Source organism: Runella sp. R5_40 (assembly GCF_057652295.1).
In genome coordinates, this window is the sequence record NZ_JBYFCH010000005.1 from 252,977 (window position 1) to 271,316 (window position 18,340).

The 18,340-nt window shown below is 29.1% G+C and carries 16 protein-coding genes; all 16 read right to left on the minus strand.

The genetic code is table 11. From position 1 onward, the window contains the following. Nucleotides 1–91 precede the first annotated feature (91 nt). On the minus strand, nt 92–1,225 hold the full coding sequence (locus tag AC23N5_RS12235; protein ID WP_487755809.1) for a DUF1972 domain-containing protein: 1,134 nt from the start codon (nt 1,223–1,225) through the stop codon (nt 92–94). Between the two features lie 353 nt (nt 1,226–1,578). Further along, nucleotides 1,579–2,517: an IS4 family transposase gene (locus AC23N5_RS12240; RefSeq protein ID WP_487755810.1), complete on the minus strand. Its 939-nt coding sequence runs from the start codon at nt 2,515–2,517 to the stop codon at nt 1,579–1,581. Between the two features lie 939 nt (nt 2,518–3,456). Beyond that, the gene (locus AC23N5_RS12245; RefSeq protein WP_487755811.1) at nt 3,457–4,569 is read right to left on the minus strand and encodes a glycosyltransferase; all 1,113 of its coding nucleotides are present in this window, start codon (nt 4,567–4,569) and stop codon (nt 3,457–3,459) included. After that, nucleotides 4,566–5,753: a hypothetical protein gene (locus tag AC23N5_RS12250; protein ID WP_487755812.1), complete on the minus strand. Its 1,188-nt coding sequence runs from the start codon at nt 5,751–5,753 to the stop codon at nt 4,566–4,568. The genes AC23N5_RS12245 and AC23N5_RS12250 overlap by 4 nt, the downstream gene beginning before the upstream one ends. A 7-nt stretch (nt 5,754–5,760) precedes the next feature. Beyond that, the gene (locus AC23N5_RS12255) at nt 5,761–7,122 is read right to left on the minus strand and encodes a hypothetical protein (RefSeq protein WP_487755813.1); all 1,362 of its coding nucleotides are present in this window, start codon (nt 7,120–7,122) and stop codon (nt 5,761–5,763) included. Nucleotides 7,123–7,453: 331 nt separating this feature from the next. Then, entirely contained in the window at nt 7,454–8,770 is a 1,317-nt protein-coding gene (locus tag AC23N5_RS12260; RefSeq protein ID WP_487755814.1) for an oligosaccharide flippase family protein, read from the minus strand. After that, nucleotides 8,760–9,515 (minus strand): acyltransferase, encoded by a 756-nt coding sequence (locus AC23N5_RS12265; RefSeq protein ID WP_487755815.1) that lies wholly within the window; start codon nt 9,513–9,515, stop codon nt 8,760–8,762. Before AC23N5_RS12265 ends, AC23N5_RS12260 begins: the two co-directional genes overlap by 11 nt. A 386-nt stretch (nt 9,516–9,901) precedes the next feature. After that, nucleotides 9,902–10,057, minus strand: a complete 156-nt coding sequence (locus AC23N5_RS12270; protein WP_487755816.1) for a transposase — start codon at nt 10,055–10,057, stop codon at nt 9,902–9,904. A gap of 250 nt (nt 10,058–10,307) precedes the next feature. Continuing rightward, nucleotides 10,308–10,619: a transposase gene (locus AC23N5_RS12275; protein ID WP_487755893.1), complete on the minus strand. Its 312-nt coding sequence runs from the start codon at nt 10,617–10,619 to the stop codon at nt 10,308–10,310. Nucleotides 10,620–11,311: 692 nt separating this feature from the next. Next, nucleotides 11,312–12,832 carry an adenine nucleotide alpha hydrolase family protein gene (locus tag AC23N5_RS12280; RefSeq protein WP_487755817.1) on the minus strand — a complete coding sequence of 507 codons (1,521 nt, stop codon included), beginning with the start codon at nt 12,830–12,832 and terminating at the stop codon, nt 11,312–11,314. Between the two features lie 16 nt (nt 12,833–12,848). Next, entirely contained in the window at nt 12,849–13,883 is a 1,035-nt protein-coding gene (gene pseI / locus AC23N5_RS12285; protein WP_487755818.1) for a pseudaminic acid synthase, read from the minus strand. Continuing rightward, entirely contained in the window at nt 13,880–14,836 is a 957-nt protein-coding gene (locus tag AC23N5_RS12290; protein WP_487755819.1) for a GNAT family N-acetyltransferase, read from the minus strand. The genes pseI and AC23N5_RS12290 overlap by 4 nt, the downstream gene beginning before the upstream one ends. 59 nt (nt 14,837–14,895) lie before the next feature. Continuing rightward, nucleotides 14,896–15,645 carry an imidazole glycerol phosphate synthase subunit HisF gene (gene hisF, locus AC23N5_RS12295; protein WP_487755820.1) on the minus strand — a complete coding sequence of 250 codons (750 nt, stop codon included), beginning with the start codon at nt 15,643–15,645 and terminating at the stop codon, nt 14,896–14,898. Continuing rightward, on the minus strand, nt 15,638–16,246 hold the full coding sequence (gene hisH / locus AC23N5_RS12300) for an imidazole glycerol phosphate synthase subunit HisH (RefSeq protein ID WP_487755821.1): 609 nt from the start codon (nt 16,244–16,246) through the stop codon (nt 15,638–15,640). The genes hisF and hisH overlap by 8 nt, the downstream gene beginning before the upstream one ends. Before the next feature lie 3 nt (nt 16,247–16,249). Next, entirely contained in the window at nt 16,250–17,404 is a 1,155-nt protein-coding gene (locus tag AC23N5_RS12305) for an N-acetyl sugar amidotransferase (protein WP_487755822.1), read from the minus strand. Between the two features lie 13 nt (nt 17,405–17,417). Next, a complete protein-coding gene (locus AC23N5_RS12310) occupies nt 17,418–18,038 on the minus strand; it encodes a pseudaminic acid biosynthesis-associated methylase (protein ID WP_487755823.1) in 621 nt (206 codons plus the stop codon). Between the last annotated feature and the right edge of the window lie 302 nt (nt 18,039–18,340).

Sequence of the window (18,340 nt, forward strand, 5' to 3'; positions counted from 1 at the left end):
TCATTGAAGGTCTCAAAAAAAACACCCCACTCATCTTGATAAAGAATTAGCGTTATTACGACCACGTCATTCAAAGTAGTTGGAATAACTTTCATAAATCAATGGCCAAATTTGGTTGAGTAACGCTTGATGGTGCAGTTTTCAAAATAGAATTAAAATGATTGAGATACTGAGCAATGATGGTATCCCACGAATAATAAGCTTTAATTTTATCGTAATTTGATGCTAAATATTCAGAATAATTAATTTTTTGTTTTGTATTTATGACATCTCTAATATCATAAGAAGTAGAAAAGTAAAAGGCGTCCTCTCCGAGTATAGAAGAATTAAAGATATTATTATGGGCGCAAATTAATGTATGTGAAGCCATCGCTTCAAGCAGAGAAGGGTTTGTACCACCCACTGAATGACCATGGAAATACAAATTAGAATAAAAGCGTAAATTATTTAGAATATTTATATCATATATTCCTCCTAAAAAACAAATACTCTTGTTGTTTCTAAATTTATTTTTCAAATAAACCCCAAAATCTGTCTCATGCTTGCCCACCACAAGGAATTTTCTTTCGTTTTTTGCCATTGTTACCCCCTCTAAAATTGCTTCCACATTATTTTCGGGCTCCAATCGAGCAATGAGCATATCATAAGAGAATGGATTAAGCCCAAAACGTTCAATAATTATTTTATCTGGCAAGTCAAAAGAATTAGCTCCATAGGGAATATAGATAGAATTAAGTTTATACTTATCCATCAAATACCTTTGTACACCTATTGAATCTGCAATCCAGTGATTGCTAAATTTTGTACCTAAATATTCCGCAAAACGCAAGAAAGATTGTACAGGTTTTGAATATTTACTCCTTTTCCACTCTAAACCATCCATGTTAGTAGTCACAACACTTTTAGAAGGGAGAAGCCATCCCCAAATAGTACTACTTGTGTAGCCTAGCTGAAGAATAATGTCAAAGTTACGTTTACGGCTATCGAGAATACAATTAAGGTCATAAATAAATTGCCCCGCAGTACCATATTTATCCTCAGGATCATGACAATGAATTATTTTTACGCCCCGCCATTCATTATTTTTGTAAGGGTGTGTATGACTATTGTAAACAGAAACTTCAATTCCTCTTTTTACTAAACCTTCTGCTAAATATTCAGCAAATTGCTCAAAACCACCATAATGATTCGGGATACCTCTAGTACCTAGTATAGCAATATTCATGTAATGTATTTTTATAGTTATTTTAAATTAATTACATATAGACATTTGAATATTTACAATCAATATTAAGTTAAAAACACTAAATGACACATAAACATAATATATATAACAAAGTTTTATAATGTGTTTATGATAATTCAAAACTTATCAAATACTACAAACATTTATTTGGTTTATCAAACATACAAATTGCTTATTTTATATTTTATTTAGATTATTGCTAAGTATATGTCAAAAGTTGTGAATATTTAGTAACTAATTGAAAATCAAATAGCGATGCTCTATTAAGTTCATCTAAACCATAACGAAAAATACTAAATGCCCTTCGATTATGCTTTAATATAGGAATTTTCTTAATCTGATTTTGATACTGGCCAACCATATATACCCACAAAAAGGCAATGCATACAATGCCAAAAAGCCGCGTCGGCGGTCCGATTTTCTAATCTCTTTTGATAAGTTAAATGGGTATCTTCGATATTAAATCCAGCTGATTTGATAGCCTTAAAAAAGCATTCAATCGTCCACCTTTGAGCATATATTTGCATAGTCTGATAGTCAAATTGGTAAGTTGATACAATGATATATTCAACCTCGTTCTTTGAAATCAATACCTTCATTCCTTTCAAGTAAACCCATTGTTTGTTGATTTTCAATGCTTTATCCAGATTTCTAACTTGATTCAGTGGTAAATTATTGAACAACCAGAAGGCTTTTAATTTCTGCCCCCTTTGATGGACAATCAGGTTTTCTCTTATTCTTATATAGAATTTCATTGACTGAGTTGACAAAAACTCAATCCATTCTTGTCCTATGAATTCTCGGTCAGCGATTAAACATTCAATAGAATCCAAGCCAAATAGTCTTATATATCTCATTACAAGCACTTTACGCTCGTCTTGATTAGAGTTTCTACGTTTATCAAGCATCGTCCAGAGTAAAGGTAAACTAACCTTATCGGCTACAACAGTTAGACAAAGTATATTATAATTTATGCCTGCAAACTGCCAATTAGTTCTATCCAAACTTAATATATAAGGCCCTTTTACAGGATTAATAGCCATCAAAAGCAAAGCGATTTGGTCGAAATCAATGATAAAGTCACTAAAAAAACGTTGTATTCTTCTCAGATTACTACAAATTATCCTATCGTTTAAACTTACAGCATTAAGACTGTAAATGACGCTGCTAGTCCGAATTAGTGATATAATCAGTAACTCTAAGAATTTAATCCTTGCCTTGTGCCAAGGTAAATGAGATTGTAAATCTATGTGCGTATTTTTATCCTCCATGAGCCATTATGATTTGTGAAGTGTAAGTCTGGTAAACCCATTTTACAAATCTTTTAGCTCTTTGCAAAGTTTTGACATATACTCAGAAATTTTTGTACAAGTAATTTATTGAGCATATTTCAGATAGATTCACACGAAAATTATAAATTTTTCTCTATATATTCTTCCAGAAAAGTTTTTTACAGTTTATAATATATATTATGTATATTTTGGTTTTATTTTACTTATATTGATTATTTAAAGGATATAATGTATTTAAAACCGATATTAATTTTTTTATTCTATACCTATAATGGCTTTGTTACATGATTAATTTGAAATAATTTTGATGGATTTAAGTTAAGTTCGAGAACGGGTTCAGGCAGACTACCTTTATTCTTATCTCAAACTTCTGATTGTTAATCAATCGACTTTTTAAACGCTCGCTAAAAGTGGCTTTCAGACGATACATAACCGTTTTTGCCATACTTCACAGATGATATCCTGTCTGTTTTTTTCATTCTGAGGAGCCAAATTCTTTACATGCAATTACTGCTTAATTGCTCTGGTGGGCTAAAATTTGCCTTTGTTTATACTTCCAAACAATACCCAACGGTTTTTACAACACACATGAATATGTTTACGTCTTAATTTTCCTAAACCAATTTGATTATGGTTCTGTCACAACTCATTATCACAGTATTGTAACAGCTTTAATTTGTTGAAATCAGTTTCCATGAAGCAAAGCTGTTCATTATAAATTCAGTACCATATTACCTAATTTGTTGATTATGGTTCTAGGAAGTATATAAAGCTTGATTCCGTAACGATTTTTATATATTTCACGGGCGAAATGAGTTACTCATCAACCATATCGTTTTGCCTCTAATTTATCTATTAAATGCTTAGTGCACTAGATTCAAAACAATTTCACATTAATATTTTCAAAAACAAAATTTATTAATATAGATTTTTGAAAATTATATTTTTATACTGTAGAGCAGCTTCCTCCCAATTAAATTTTTTTGAATGTTTTATAAGACTTTCTTTAGAAATAGATTTTACATATTTGTCAATATGTAAAAATATTTGATCATCTTTGATATCATCATCTGACAATGAAAGATGTAAATCATTCCCAATTTCATGTAGTGCCTTATTCTCAACATGAGTAATAACTGGACATCCGTGAGAAAAGGCTTCAAGTAAAGGAAAGCCAAAGCCTTCATATTTAGACAAAAATAAAGTTGCATAAGCATTAGAATAAAAGTGTCTTAATTTTTCATCTGTAACAAAACCATAATATTTAATATTAGAGTATTGAGTAATATATGACAAAAAAGACTGAGCTTCAGTTTTAGTTGATGAGTTACAACTTCCTACTATTATTAATTTAGTATCTTTTTGAATAGCAGAATAATTTAAAAACAAAGCCACAGAATTGTATAAATTTTTGGAAATTGGATCTAATCGGCCTACAATTATAAAGTATTTTTGATAAAAAACATCGACACAATTTATGTCTAATTTATTTTCCAGTCTAAAATTAACACCATTATATATTGTGGTAATTTTATATGAATAAATATCGCCAAATTTTTTTTTAACTTGGTTATTAACAAAATTTGAAATAACAATAACTTGAAGCGCTTTTCGTAAAGTTCTTTCTATATATACAGTTTTCCTTATAAATGTTTTAATTTTGCCATATTTATTTTCTATCTCATACTCATTTAAGTCATGTATGACACATATTGACTTATTTAATCCAAACCCAATTATAGGATTAGAAAGAAAAACAACTAAATCATACTTCAGTATTTTGACATAAAAAGGAAAAATAAAAAACATATATAAAAAAGCAAAAAAAGGATTAATTGAAAGAGATGTCATAACTTTTATATTAGTTATTTTGAATTTTTTATTCATATTTAAATTAGTATTTGTTATTAGGTCAATTTTAACATTTTCATCTTTCAAATTACTTACAAGTAAGGGTATTAAAGAATCAAAATACACACCTACCCCTAATTTAGGGCCAAAATAAAAAGCAACAAGTGCAACTTTTTTCATTTCACAAATAACTTTCTATAAAAATTAAAAATACTAATTGAAAATAAACAAAACCAGAAATAAGCAGTTGACATAAATCCATACGGTATACTATATATCAAAAACATACCAATTAATATTTTATTTTTTTTAAACGTAAAGGCAAGTCCGTACAAAAAACCCAAGACAATTAAGTATGTTTGACCAAGTAATAAGTCTACATCACCAACAAGCCCTGCACGAATACCAAATAACTCATCTTCATTCCCCCAAAAAACAGGTTTTAAAAATTTCCATGATTTATTCCAATATTCATCTCTGTTTAAAGAAACAAAATCATAAATTTGAGATGGAACAATCTTTGAAATGTAATCTAATAAATATTCTCCTAATGGCATAATCTTAGTACCATAATTAAATGAGAGTCTTTCAATGGCATCAGCATAGCTTCTTAATTCAGGAAATGAATCAGAAGCAAATGACAATATTAGTTTATCTAAAGTAAAATCAAAAGCATACGTTCTGATAGCATTATAAAATTGTCCTATAGAATATAATAAAATAAACGAAGTAATAAAAATAATTGCATTCTTAAAATTTGTTTTTATTTTATTATTCTCAAAATACAACAAAAATAATCCTATTGTAAATAAAAAAGTAATAGCTCTAGAAGCAGTTAAAAGACTTAAAATAATAAATACACAACAGTATGGTAAAAAGTGTTTTTTCAACAAGAATAAAGAGTCAGGTCTGTTAGATAAACTATTTATAATGATACTGCAAATAATTATCGGTAAATATATTTTATTAACTGAAGAAATGTCATCCGTATTAAACCTTGAGAAATAATTACCACTAAACAGTGTAATTCCTGTTTGATATAAGACATATACGTAATTTAAGGAAAGGATTACAAAAAGAACTTTAATTAAATTTATATTTATAATTTGTTTTTGTCTTAATCTTATCTTATTATTTTTTTTAAAAATACTTATAGTATAGAATGAAATAAGCATCGATATAAAAAACATCAATTGATTTGCAAGCGCATATTCGATTTTAGAAAGTACGATATTGTACGGGAGTAATTTAATTGAATATAAATAATTTTTAAAGAAGTAAACAAATACTGAAAATGCATTCCAAATAGTAAAAAGAATGCAAAAAACATACAAGCTTTTAGGCGTCAATTCTATCTTATACATATCATGATTAATTATTTATAATAATCTCATAAAAAGCGCTAGAGACTTTAATTATATTACTTCTTTCTAAGCAGTCTGGATCACTAATAGGGTCAGATATAATTCCATCAAATGAATTAGCATAAATTATTGCTTTAAACTCTTGGTCATTACAGTTTTTTTTTGGAAGACTGTTAATTAAATCTTGTATATTGTTATTTCTAAAATCATTATAAATATCAATTTTTCTTACATATGATAGCTGATTAAAGAATATATCACAAAATGTAAAAGCTTTCACATTCTTTATCGCTGCTTCATACGCAATTGTTCCTGAAACTGTAAACACTGCTTGGCAAATATCTAACAAAGCATAAGAGTCTATTTTTTCGTCTATAAAAATCAAATTATTATACTTTAATAAATCTTTGTAAAATCTATAAGACCTATCTCCTACTGCATTTGAATGCTCTTTAACTACAATATACCAATCTAAAGGTAATTGACGCCAAATATTTACAATGTTTGCTTTCTGATCCTCTACATATCTACCAAAATTATCTATTGAAGACTCTGGTTGCTTATGCAAAGTAATTAAAATAAATTTTTTATTTATTAAAAAATTTATTTCTTTTTTATTTATTAGTTTGTATGTTTCTTTATTTATTTCATTTACAACAGGAATTAAAACCCTACTTAAGCTCCCTTTTTTAGGCAAAGTAATGTCATTTTTATCTAAATTTTTTCCAGAAATAAAATTTTTAATTCTGTTAATCCTGTTTTTTAAAGAATAACTATTTTTCAATTCTTCATTAAGAAGCTCTAAGTATTTTGGTTTTTTGGGAATGAATACATTTTCTAAAAACTCCACACTTTCGTTAATATTTTTATTTTTAACAAATATTTTCTCTTGAAACTCATCCTCAAAAAAAGCAAATCTATTTTCAGGTATCCTTATCGTAAATGGACTTAAATATTTACAGTTAAGCTCTGTTCTATCTTTTAAAATACGGCAAATCAGCACCTCGTGAGCCCAAGTAATTTCTCCAAAAACAAAACTTACACTATTACTTTTAATAAATTCATAAACAATGTGCTGTACATTAGTTAAAAAATCAACCCCTAATTTATAATCGTACTTCAGAACTCTATCTCCATAAATAATTTCATTTATTTTGTATTCACCAATTACTGGATACTTTGTTTTAAGTACTGAATTTATTGACAAATAAAGTAATTTACTTGTCGGGTACCTCGTTTTTAAAAATTTATACAAATCTTCATTCACAACTATCCAATAAATATTTATACTATATTTATTGGACAACTCCATTCCTATTTCTTCGAAAAAATAAGTCAAATTATAATTAGCAACAAAAGCAATATTCATAAATATTAAAAAAAATAGTACAGATAGTTAATTTGTTTTTAGCAGAACCAATTTTGCCTATATATTTGGGTGAATTTTCTGACGCAGCAATTTTATTTTAACTCCTTAAACATTTTATTAAATCTACAAATGGTGGCCAATAAAATACTAGAGTGCGATCTTCAATTTTATTATTGTTATTTGTTGTGCTATTTTGTATTTATCAAAATACACTAAATTAACTGTTATTTTATTTTACACTAAATATACTACATTATTATTTTAACTATTTTTTACTACTTCGTTTATTACTTAACACAACAGTTGGATTACCTTAAAATAGCTTAATAAGTTACGCTTTTAAAAAACAATATTGGTAATTCACAAAAACGTTAATTATAAAAAAGCAAAATATCAGCCTATTTATGTTTTTATTTTTTTTAAACAATACCCCATTTTTCTTTAAAAGAAAAAACTGAACTTCAGTGCAAGCAAACAAACAAAATACATTAATTATTGCAATACTCTCTAAATTAATGTAAGATAATTTAGAGAATATAAAAACAATCAAGTAAAACAATAAAATAACGAACACAAATCCTATGTTTTGTTTTTTTGCTAAACTTTCTCTGTAGATAATATTTTCATTTAGAGCGGTACTAATCCAATAATAATTATGAAAAAACAAGAAAAGGTAGAATGTTTGATGTACTTGGTAACTTTCTCTTAACAGTTTCAAATATGGAAAAGTAATTAATGGTATTAATATGTATAAAAATACACTTGTAATAAGTACAAATAGCATAAACAAGCTAAAATAGCTATCTAAAATAGTTGCTTTAGCTATATAAAGTTTTCTAAAAAATAATATGTTAATTATTTGGTGAAACACTATAATTAAAGATGCTAATCGGAAATAAAACGAATAATAACCAACTTCTTTTAAATTCATAAAGTATTCAACAATTATTCTACCGCTATTTGTCATTAAGATCATTAATAAAGTTGCTATTAATATCGGAGTGGCGTATTTAATAATTTCAAAATATTCTTTCAAAGACCCTAATTTTATCTTAAAAAAATACAAGGTATATATAATAATTATTAATAAATAAATATTCAATGAATTATACACATGATTAATTATTATCAATTTAGATGCAATCATAGAATATAAAATTAAACTCAAAAGAATCAAATTAAGTCCAGAATCAAAAAATACAGAAAGGATGCTTTTTTCTTTTGTTTTTTGAACAGTTGAATAAAAGGACTGTAAAGCCAATATTGAAGTTAGTTGCATGACTCTATAATTCAATTCAGCAAGTATTTTAAGATAAAATAAAACATAAGTAATTAATAATACCAAGAAAATAAATACTACTTGATAGAAAAATGAAGAAAGTATGTTTTGTTTGTCTTTTTTAATCAAAAAATACGGATATGCACCATTTATACCTAATCCGACTATTATTGAAAATATGTTGGCAGAAGAAAATATGTATTCATATTTGCCATAATCTGCAATATTTACAAAATTATTTGACAAAAACAATGGTACTAAAAATGAAATCATTTTAAAGACACCAAAAACAACCAAAAATCTAATCAACAATAAACGATTCTCTATGACTATTTTTATCGTATTTTTTATTATATATTTATTTTTCATACACATCTTCAATTTGATTTAAATACGTAATCTTTTTATATTTTAATTTAACAATATTTACATCATAAGCCTCAATATATCTTAGTGGTTGTGAAACATACAAGCCCTCATTTATCAATGACTTTGAAACATTACTATTACTTCCTACTGTTATTGAGTTATTGACCTTAACTCCAGAATTAATAATACTTCTAGATCCGATATATACATTATTCCCAATATTTATTTCACCATCTATCCTAATTCTTTCCATCCCTCTTTTAGAATGCACATAACCGTGAGTCCACAGCTGCGAACCAATTCCAGCAATAGTGGTATTGCTTCCAAGTATCACACTTCTTGTACAGTCAATCAAATTACCACTAACAATATTAGAAAAATCACCTAATTTAAATATTGAAATACCATATGAAATAGGTGAAATTGCTCTATGTATTATATTTTTATTAGTTATTGAAGCACTTTTACCAAGCAATAAATACATTGGACCTTTTATTCTGTTGTATGAATTGATTTTTGCTTTTTCTTTTAATAATATTTTATCAATATTTATTATATTAAAATGATTTATTTTACTATTTGGTGCCATATATATTTTTTCAGTAAATATTAATGAAAACCCTACATATGCCTTAAATGATATTTTATGTCCCAATATGTTCAGAAAAAATACAGTTATTTTATTTGGGAACAAAATAACACTTATCATTGTTAAATATTTTTTCAATACATTTAATGGTTTCATAAATTCTGAGCGTGTTTAAACTTTTGCTTTTTATTGATTTTACGTAACAAAATGGCGAAAAATGCCATAAAATACAAATAGATTTAATTTTTGACTAAAAATTTATAACTCACTAAGATGGCTTTAAACCCATCAATCTAAGTGTTTGAATGTTCAATTTCAGATTTGTCCCGATATAACTCCTTATCAAATATATAAGTGCCACTTTTATAGGGTTTATTTTTTGTCACTTCAGATTGATTTCTTGGGTTTAGTATAATATTTGCTATTATATTATATTATATTCTCTTCATTACAAGCTTATCAAAACTATCAGAATCAAATCCTGGATTTGCATTAAGATATAATCCGTCTAGGTTTATTTTTTTAAGAGTATGTTTTGGAAACTAATTTGGCAATCTGTTGAGCAGTATGGTTGTATAGGCAATTTGTAGCATGGCTTCAGATGATTCTACGGTTTTCTCGAAATCTTTTGCCAATCGGCGCCTGAAATTGAGCCAACCGAACTTTCTTTCGACCTGCAAGCGGTTTTTCTGTGGCACGAATCCTTGAGTCGATTCTGGTTTTTACGGTCTGCCGTTGCGGTGCAATTTCTATCTTCCAGCTATACTTTTCATAAGCGTGTTGGATGAAAGTCGTCTTATAACCATGGTCCCCAATGATTGTCTGCAAGCGAGGCACTTTGCCTTTTAAACTTTCAACCAGCTTGGTTGTCAGACACCCCAGCATAAGTCACTTTGACACACCATGAAATGCCCAAGGTATCTACTAAAATCGTCCTCTTTCGGCCATTTATTTTTTATTCCCATCAATTCCTGTGTCTTCACCAATGAACTGAACTGATTTAATACTTTGACTATCAATAGCAAGTAAACTAGGCGTGGCCTGCCTTTCTTGCCGTTTATGTTCTTCAATGGCAAAGCAGTCCAGCAATTCCTCCCAGATACCACGCAGCTTGAACTGTCGAAAGTCGTAGTAAACAGTCTGCCATAGTCGGTACTTACTTTCCATATTTCGCCATTGGGAACCCGTGTCGTTAATCCAAAATATGGCATTCACTATCGTTCGCAGGGAATGGTGGCGGACTCTTTGGTTATCAATTATTTTTTCGACAACTTGCTACTGAGAGTCAGTCATTTCAGAGAATTTCTCTTTCATTTAGCTTGTTTGAGGTGAGATTCAACAGGCTAACGACTGACTCTTTTTATTCGTTTTATACAATCCAAAACATATTCGTATAAGTTAAAGATTTCTCTGAATAATACATTTATCTCAAACAAATCATGGTGCTGTCCTTGCTGTGGCGTATAACTCCTTGATTATCCGACACAAACAAAAAGATTGCTGTTTTGCAAGCTTTACGACCTTAGCAGCCAACTGCATCTCCGCCATTTTTGTCAGTTGTATGAGAACCATTTAATTCAATATCTGACAAGTCTAAATATTGCATATGTTTCCCTAATAATTCGATCTATATTTTTTTCCAGCAACCTGATTTTGACCATTTGTTAAAATAGTAAAAACCGAGCACCAGTTTAAAACCTTAACACTAAAAAATTCTTTTATCGGTAATTCACACCATTGACAGCTTGTTTTCAATCGATGAAAGATACATTCAACTATCTCAATTAAGGGTACTGCTGTTTTAAAACCACGCTCTCCAACTGTCAGATGTGGCAAAATCTATTTTTCAATTGTACTTTTACTTAATATTCCCATTGAATACGGTCTTTGATTTCTAAACTCAAACATTCACACTTCTTTGAGAATACTACTTCAAAGTTTAAACAGCTTCTCTAGTTTATTTTTGTAATGGACATATTTGTATAAACATATCTTTTTATTTTCTCTTCAATACCAAAATCATCTTCTTGACTCCTATTATTTATTTTTTTAATTAAAATATTAAATATCGAATCAGGTGAGTACTCATATCTAAATTTGAAATACGTTTTCAATATTCTTTTTATTGAATATTTAGGGGATTTTATATCAAGATTATCGCTTTTATATTTTACTGTAGCATATATTATAGGAGGTGTTGCAAAAGGCATTATAATTGACTCAATATTCATTAATTTCGCAGAATTAATAACAACTTGGTTGTCTGAACCTTGTATAAAACCATATATTTTTAAATACATTAATTGAGACTCAGTAGTTATATTTTCTATACCTATACTATCAATTAAATCTAATAAATAATTTATATACTCACTTGAAATGTTATTTTTTTTTAAAAAAACATAATTGCATTCATCTATAAATGCAATAAGTTTTTCATTGACAGAATTCGGTATAGAGTACTTTTCTTTATATTTATATCCCAATATATAAGCGCTAAAATATGATACTAAATCGTTTTTATATAGTGTATATCTACTCAAGTAACTAATTATACCACTTGTAGGGCCAAATGATAGTATACTGTCACTACTTTGCCCATTAATTACCGTTATATTTTGACCGTATTTTTCTACAATTTTCTTTAAACCATAATAGTGGAGGTATGAATAATGTCTATCAAATAATTGATTATCTATAATTTCTTCATCGATATTATTTTTTACATTTGGAGAATATTCCATAATTTCTAAATGTATATTTAACTTGCTTGCTATATATTTTGCTCTTTTTAGATCATCTAACGCTACTTTTGTTGGTTTTTCATCTATCAAATAAATTGGAACAAAATCAATTTTTACTTTTTGGCACATTTTTACTAATAAAGTAGAGTCTATTCCTCCAGAAAAAAATAGTATCTTTAATGTTTTTTTTTCTTTAATTTTATTGAATGTATTTATTAAATCATCATAAATAATATTTGTATGCCTATTTACGTCAACTTCTCTATTTATGCTCTTAAAGTATATATTCTCTTTCCAATTATGTTTATCTATCAATGTAATAGAACATGGTTTAATCTTATTTATGTGTGTAATAAAAGTATTCCCGCCAGTTGTGAACCTATGTTTGTCCCAGAATTCTAATTCAAAGTTATTTACTTTAAATACACTTTCATCATAAACTATTTTCAATAATTTTTTCGGGTTATCTGAGATAAATATTTTTTCTTCAATTATTGTTGTATATAATCTAAACCCACCTGTAATATCACTTACAATTTTTACATAATTTTCATTTAACTCTATTAAGCACCATACTCCTTTTATATTATTGTAGTCAAGTGTATCAAATTCATCTCCTTCAATTAATGGGTACCCAAATATATGTACATCTTTATATAATATTTTGGGATCTACACTTATATCAATATTTATTTGTTTTGACGCAAGACTTATCGTTCTAATAAACATATATTTTATTTTTAATTTATAAAAAAATCAATGGATTCCCAACTTTAAAATCTTGATGAGATGGCTTACCGAGTATAACTTCATAATATTTCGGATGCAACCCATCACCAGGGCGAATAATCCTAATATTTTCTTCAGTGAACATTTCACCAACCTGGATATCTTTTACTGCATAAATGGATCGTTTAAATAGTAAACTTTTTCTTTCTGAATCTTGAATTCCATACTGTATAACGCCTAAGGACTGCCAAGCTCGCTTGGTCTCAATTACTAACGATTTAAGTTCTTCTGGTTCTAAAGAAAAGGCAGAGTCAACACCTCCTTCAGCGCGGCTTAAACAAAAATGCTTTTCAATGATTATGGCACCTAATGTCACTGCGGCAATAGAAACACCAATGCCCATTGTGTGGTCTGATAACCCTACTTCACAATTGAATAGCTCTCTAAGATGCGGAATAGTACGTAGGTTCGAATTTTCAGGTGTGGCTGGATAGTTACTTGTGCATTTTAACAGTACTAAATCTTTACACCCATTACTACGAAGAACCTCTATAGATTCAGCTAAATTTGCTAAATTAGTGGCTCCTGCTGACATAATCACTGGCTTACCTGTACGGGCTACTTTTTTGAGTAAAGGGTGATGATTATTTTCAAAAGATGCTATCTTATGAGCTGGAGTTTTAAGATTTTCTAAAAAATCAACCGCGGTATCGTCAAAAGGAGTAGAAAAGCAAATAATTCCATTATCAGCAGCACATTTATACATTGCTTCATGCCACTCCCAAGGCGTGTATGCTTCTTGGTATAATTCATATAAATTACGATTTTTCCATAGGGACGTCGGGTCGTCAATATCGAAAAGGCCTCCGCTATGGTTTATTGTTAGCGTATCTGCTGTATAAGTCTGTAGTTTGATCGCATCAGCCCCACACTGAGCTGCTATTTCGATAATTTTCAAAGCTTTATCCAGAGATTGATTATGATTACCCGACATTTCGGCAATAATAAAGGGCTTGTTGTTACGGCCAATTTGATAGTCTGCTATTTTCATTTTATAGATTTTGTATATAAAACAGTAGCACATCCCACATAAATCAGACTTTTGCAAAGTTGAAAACCTGCTTTTGTAAAGGCGTGAATAGATTTTAGATTACTTTCCTTAATGTAAGCATTTATCGTAAAATCAGGGAATGTATTTACAAAGTAATTTGATGATTGTAGAATTAGCTCACTACTAATACCTCGGCCACGATGATTTTTATCAATTGAAACTCCTATAATACTTGTTTTACTTATCAAATTATTTTCAAACCTGACTTGTCCTACTGCTATATTGGAAATTTCTCCTACCATCATCAAGCAACTATAGTCATTGATTTTTTTATAAAACCATTCTATATGATTTTCAAGATTAATGGTTTGGTTGTTAAAGGATTGACTTCTTACCTCTTTTTCATTTGCCCATTTATAGTATAATCCCAAATCATTAATAGTTGCTTTTCTTAGCACTAAACGGGTATTCAATTTAGAGTGAATTAAGACATCTATAAATTTATTTTCAAAAAGGCAATGTTTTTTCAGCCTTGCTTCTAAAAAAAAACCTTTATTTTCTAATACTTTATATAATTGAGGCCGTATATCAAAAGAATAAGTATGAATTTTATGTAAATCTAACTCCTTAAATGCAACTAATTCAAGTAGTTCTAGATAAGTACTCCAATGAAAATAAAACGATTTATTTCCTAATTGTGTATTGATTAAAAAAGAAACTTCCGCATTTTTATCCTCCCAATTAATTTGTACTAATCCTCCATACCCAACACAAATGTTATCTTCCAAATAAGAGAATAATAATTGAGGTGGTTTTTCTTCATCAAATAGCTTGCTAACAACATGTTCGAAATACCATTCTTGTTTTTGTTTAGTAAGTGGTTCATTTTGCTGTAGGCGATAAATTTGTTCGTTTCGCCATTGCATGATGTTATATTTGTCTTCATTACGCAATGGGACAAGTTTATATCGACCAATTTCAAAAATTTGAGTATTTATGCACCTGTAAATCATTAAATTCTAACAGATTTGCCAAGACTTTTCAAAGTGCTTTTTATATCCAAAGGTGTATATTGCGTAAAATGAAAAATGCTAGCTGATCCTACAGCATCACAATTGGTTTCAGTGAATAGTTTTTTATAATGTGATAATTCTCCACCTCCTCCCACACTTACAATAGGTAAATTGGTGACTTTTTGAGCCTCATTATACATAACACAATCAAAACCTTCCATCACCCCGTCATTTTCAACAGAATTTAGGATAATTTCCCCAGCACCTAAATCCTGAATTTTTTGTATAAAATCAATCATTGGAATATTAATCCCCAATTCATTATAAACGGTATAAATACCATGTTCATTTTTGGTAACATCAACCGATACCGATATACATTGACTACCAAAAAAATCTGATGCTTCTTTTACAAAATTTGGGTTTGCCAAGGCTACTGTTTTTATAATTACCTTATCTGCCCCGATTTTTAGCATATCTTTAATATCAGAGATCGTAGAAATGCCCCCTCCAATGCCTACTGGCATAAAGCACTGATCAATAACATCTTTTATTGTTTTTAAATTAATTTTTCTTTTTTGCTTAGTTGCGAAGATATCAATAAAAATAAGTTCATCTACTCCTCTACTATTATATACCCTAGCAGCTTGGACTGGATTTCCAACTATTCTTGGATTAGAAAATTGCTTAGTTTTCACTAAACTCCATCCATTAAAAGTTAAAACAGGAATAATTCTGACTTTAAGCATAAAAATTAAAAAATTTTTCAAGAATTTTTAAACCATGTTCTTGACTCTTTTCAGGATGAAACTGAGTTGCTACGATATTTTCATGTTGTATAGCTGCGACGTATTCGTTTCCGTAATTAACTATTGCACCTATATTGCTTGACTGGTCAACTTCAAGATGGTAACTGTGAATAAAATAAAAATCCTTTTGGTTAAAATCCGAAAAGAAAGAATTAGAAGTCGATGTTATGGAATTCCAGCCTAAATGAGGTACCCTAAGGTTAGGTTCTAGTATTTTTATTACTTTTCCTTTAATTAAATTCAATCCAGAACACAGATAAGGCTCTGTCCCTTCAGTCGCAATAAGTTGCATACCTAAACAAATGCCTAATAAAGGCTTTTTTTGTAAAAGTACTTCTTCTCTAATTATGGTGTCCAATGAAGAATTATGCAAGTTTTCCATTCCTTGTGCAAAGGAGCCAACCCCAGGTAAAATAATATATTTTGCCGCTTTTATTTCATTAATATTACCCGTAATTAAGCTGTCAATCCCTAGAAAATTTAATGCCTTTTGTACCGATGCAACATTCCCCATACCATATTCAATTATTGCAGCTGTCATAATTTAGTGAATTTTAAAATTTTTAACTAAATTACCTTCGTTATCTCTCTCGAAAGTTCCATCATCTTTTTGTTTAAAAATAAAAGGGTTCGTGAAAGAATCAATTAATCGATCAATTTCATTTTTACTCATTCCAGAATAATTGATAAACTCATTTACTGCATAATGAGGATATTTCCCATCAAACTCTTTAATCAAAGATAGTGCATCTTCTCTACTCAACCGCCCATTTCTTATATCAATTCCAGCATGGTCTGTTGCTCTCCCAAATCCATATTTAACATACTTGAGATAGTCATGTAAGCCGACTAATTTTTCATCTAAGTTTTCATAATTCGTATATGTACCTTCAATATTTCCATCTTGTTTGACGCTGAAACCATATTTCTTTACAATTTCAAGTTGTTTACGTGCATCCCAAAAAAAGTAATGACCAAGAAAAATGCCCGTTACTCCAACGTTATGAATATCCTCGTCACTTGGATAAAAATATGGGGTTAATTCTTTTTTGGTAATACCTTGAACTCCAATCATGTCTTGAATTCTGTTACCTAATAGCCCACCAAACTCTTCTAACCATTTTCTGTCTAAGGTTCGATTTTTAACACTTTCTAAATTAGGACCACCATATTCTTGTTGAGAGTTCTCACCCCAAATTATGAGTGGTATATTAAATTTTACAGCAAACATTACTGGAATAGTGAAGATGCCAATATGGTTGGGCCACATTTCGTCACCAACTCGCTTGAAGCTTTCTACAACCATTTTTTTATATACATCATAATTCTTCTTAAAATGGATTACATCAACACCCATTTTAGATAAATTATCCAAATTTTTTTGTCCTAATTCTGTTACAATGGTAGTCTCGAAACATACACAAAGTGGATTCATTCCACAAATATACTTCATAAAATATACTTGATAGGTACTATCTTTACCTCCACTCACAGGAATTAGACAATCCCAGCCAATATCTCCTTCAGGCTTTTTATAATAACCTATAATTTCTTCAAAATCTTTAGCTCTTTGACTCCAATCAATTCCTTCATTCTTTTCTTTTGCTGCTATACATGCAGAACAAACACCTTGTTCATCGAAAAATAAATCTGGTTTAGTTTCTGGGAACAAGCAATTTTTGCAATAACGAATTTCCATATTAAAAAATAGATTATTTTTTGATTAAAAACCAAGTGATATCATCTTGTGGAAACGCGGGATCTTTTCGATATGAGAAACCGTAATCTATCAATTCTGTTTTTGGAAACATTGATAGAAACTCACCAGCAAAATCGCGTTTGAAAAGACGTTCATGATGACCTCTATAAGAAATTGTCACAGGAGATGGATTATAGTATTCTGCTATAAGAATATACTTAGAGGAGGCGTCATATAGTTTTTGATAAACTGTTGGTAACATTTTTGGATTTATGTGTATTAAGACACCTTTAATGAGAGATAAGTCCACCTGAGCATCATTGACAAAATTGAATATTGAATCATTAATGACATTTTTATCTCCTATCAATGCCGCAAGTTTTTTAGAGGCATCTGTATTAATTTCAATTCCTTTTAATTGTATTTCAGGATATAACAATTGGAGGGATTTTAAATTCATTCCTATATTAGCACCAAATTCTATACATGAATTAAGTTGCCCTGTTGCTTTTAAAGCTTTTGAAAAAAAATGCAGGTTAGATGCTAACAACTGTTGACTATTATTCCTTTCTATATAGTCTGTACCAAACTTACCTGCCCAAAAAGTTTCCTGTTCTGTTTCAAAATTTGTCATAATAAATTATAGAGTGATTTATATTTAATTTCGGCAATCTTCCAGTCATCTTGATAATTAATATCCTGAACAAAAAAACCATTGACTATTCCACTAAAATCTTGAGAAATAGTGTTTCGATTACACAAAGCATGTTTGGAATTCATTCAATAAAATTGTCCAGCATCGCAATAAAATTTTTGCAAATCTTCGCTTCTTGCTTTTAGATGACTAACATCACACATTACGAGTAAGTCATCTAAAAACTTTAGAGCTCTTTGAGCAGGTGTAGTGTACTCTGCTACTGGAGACACAGAGACGAA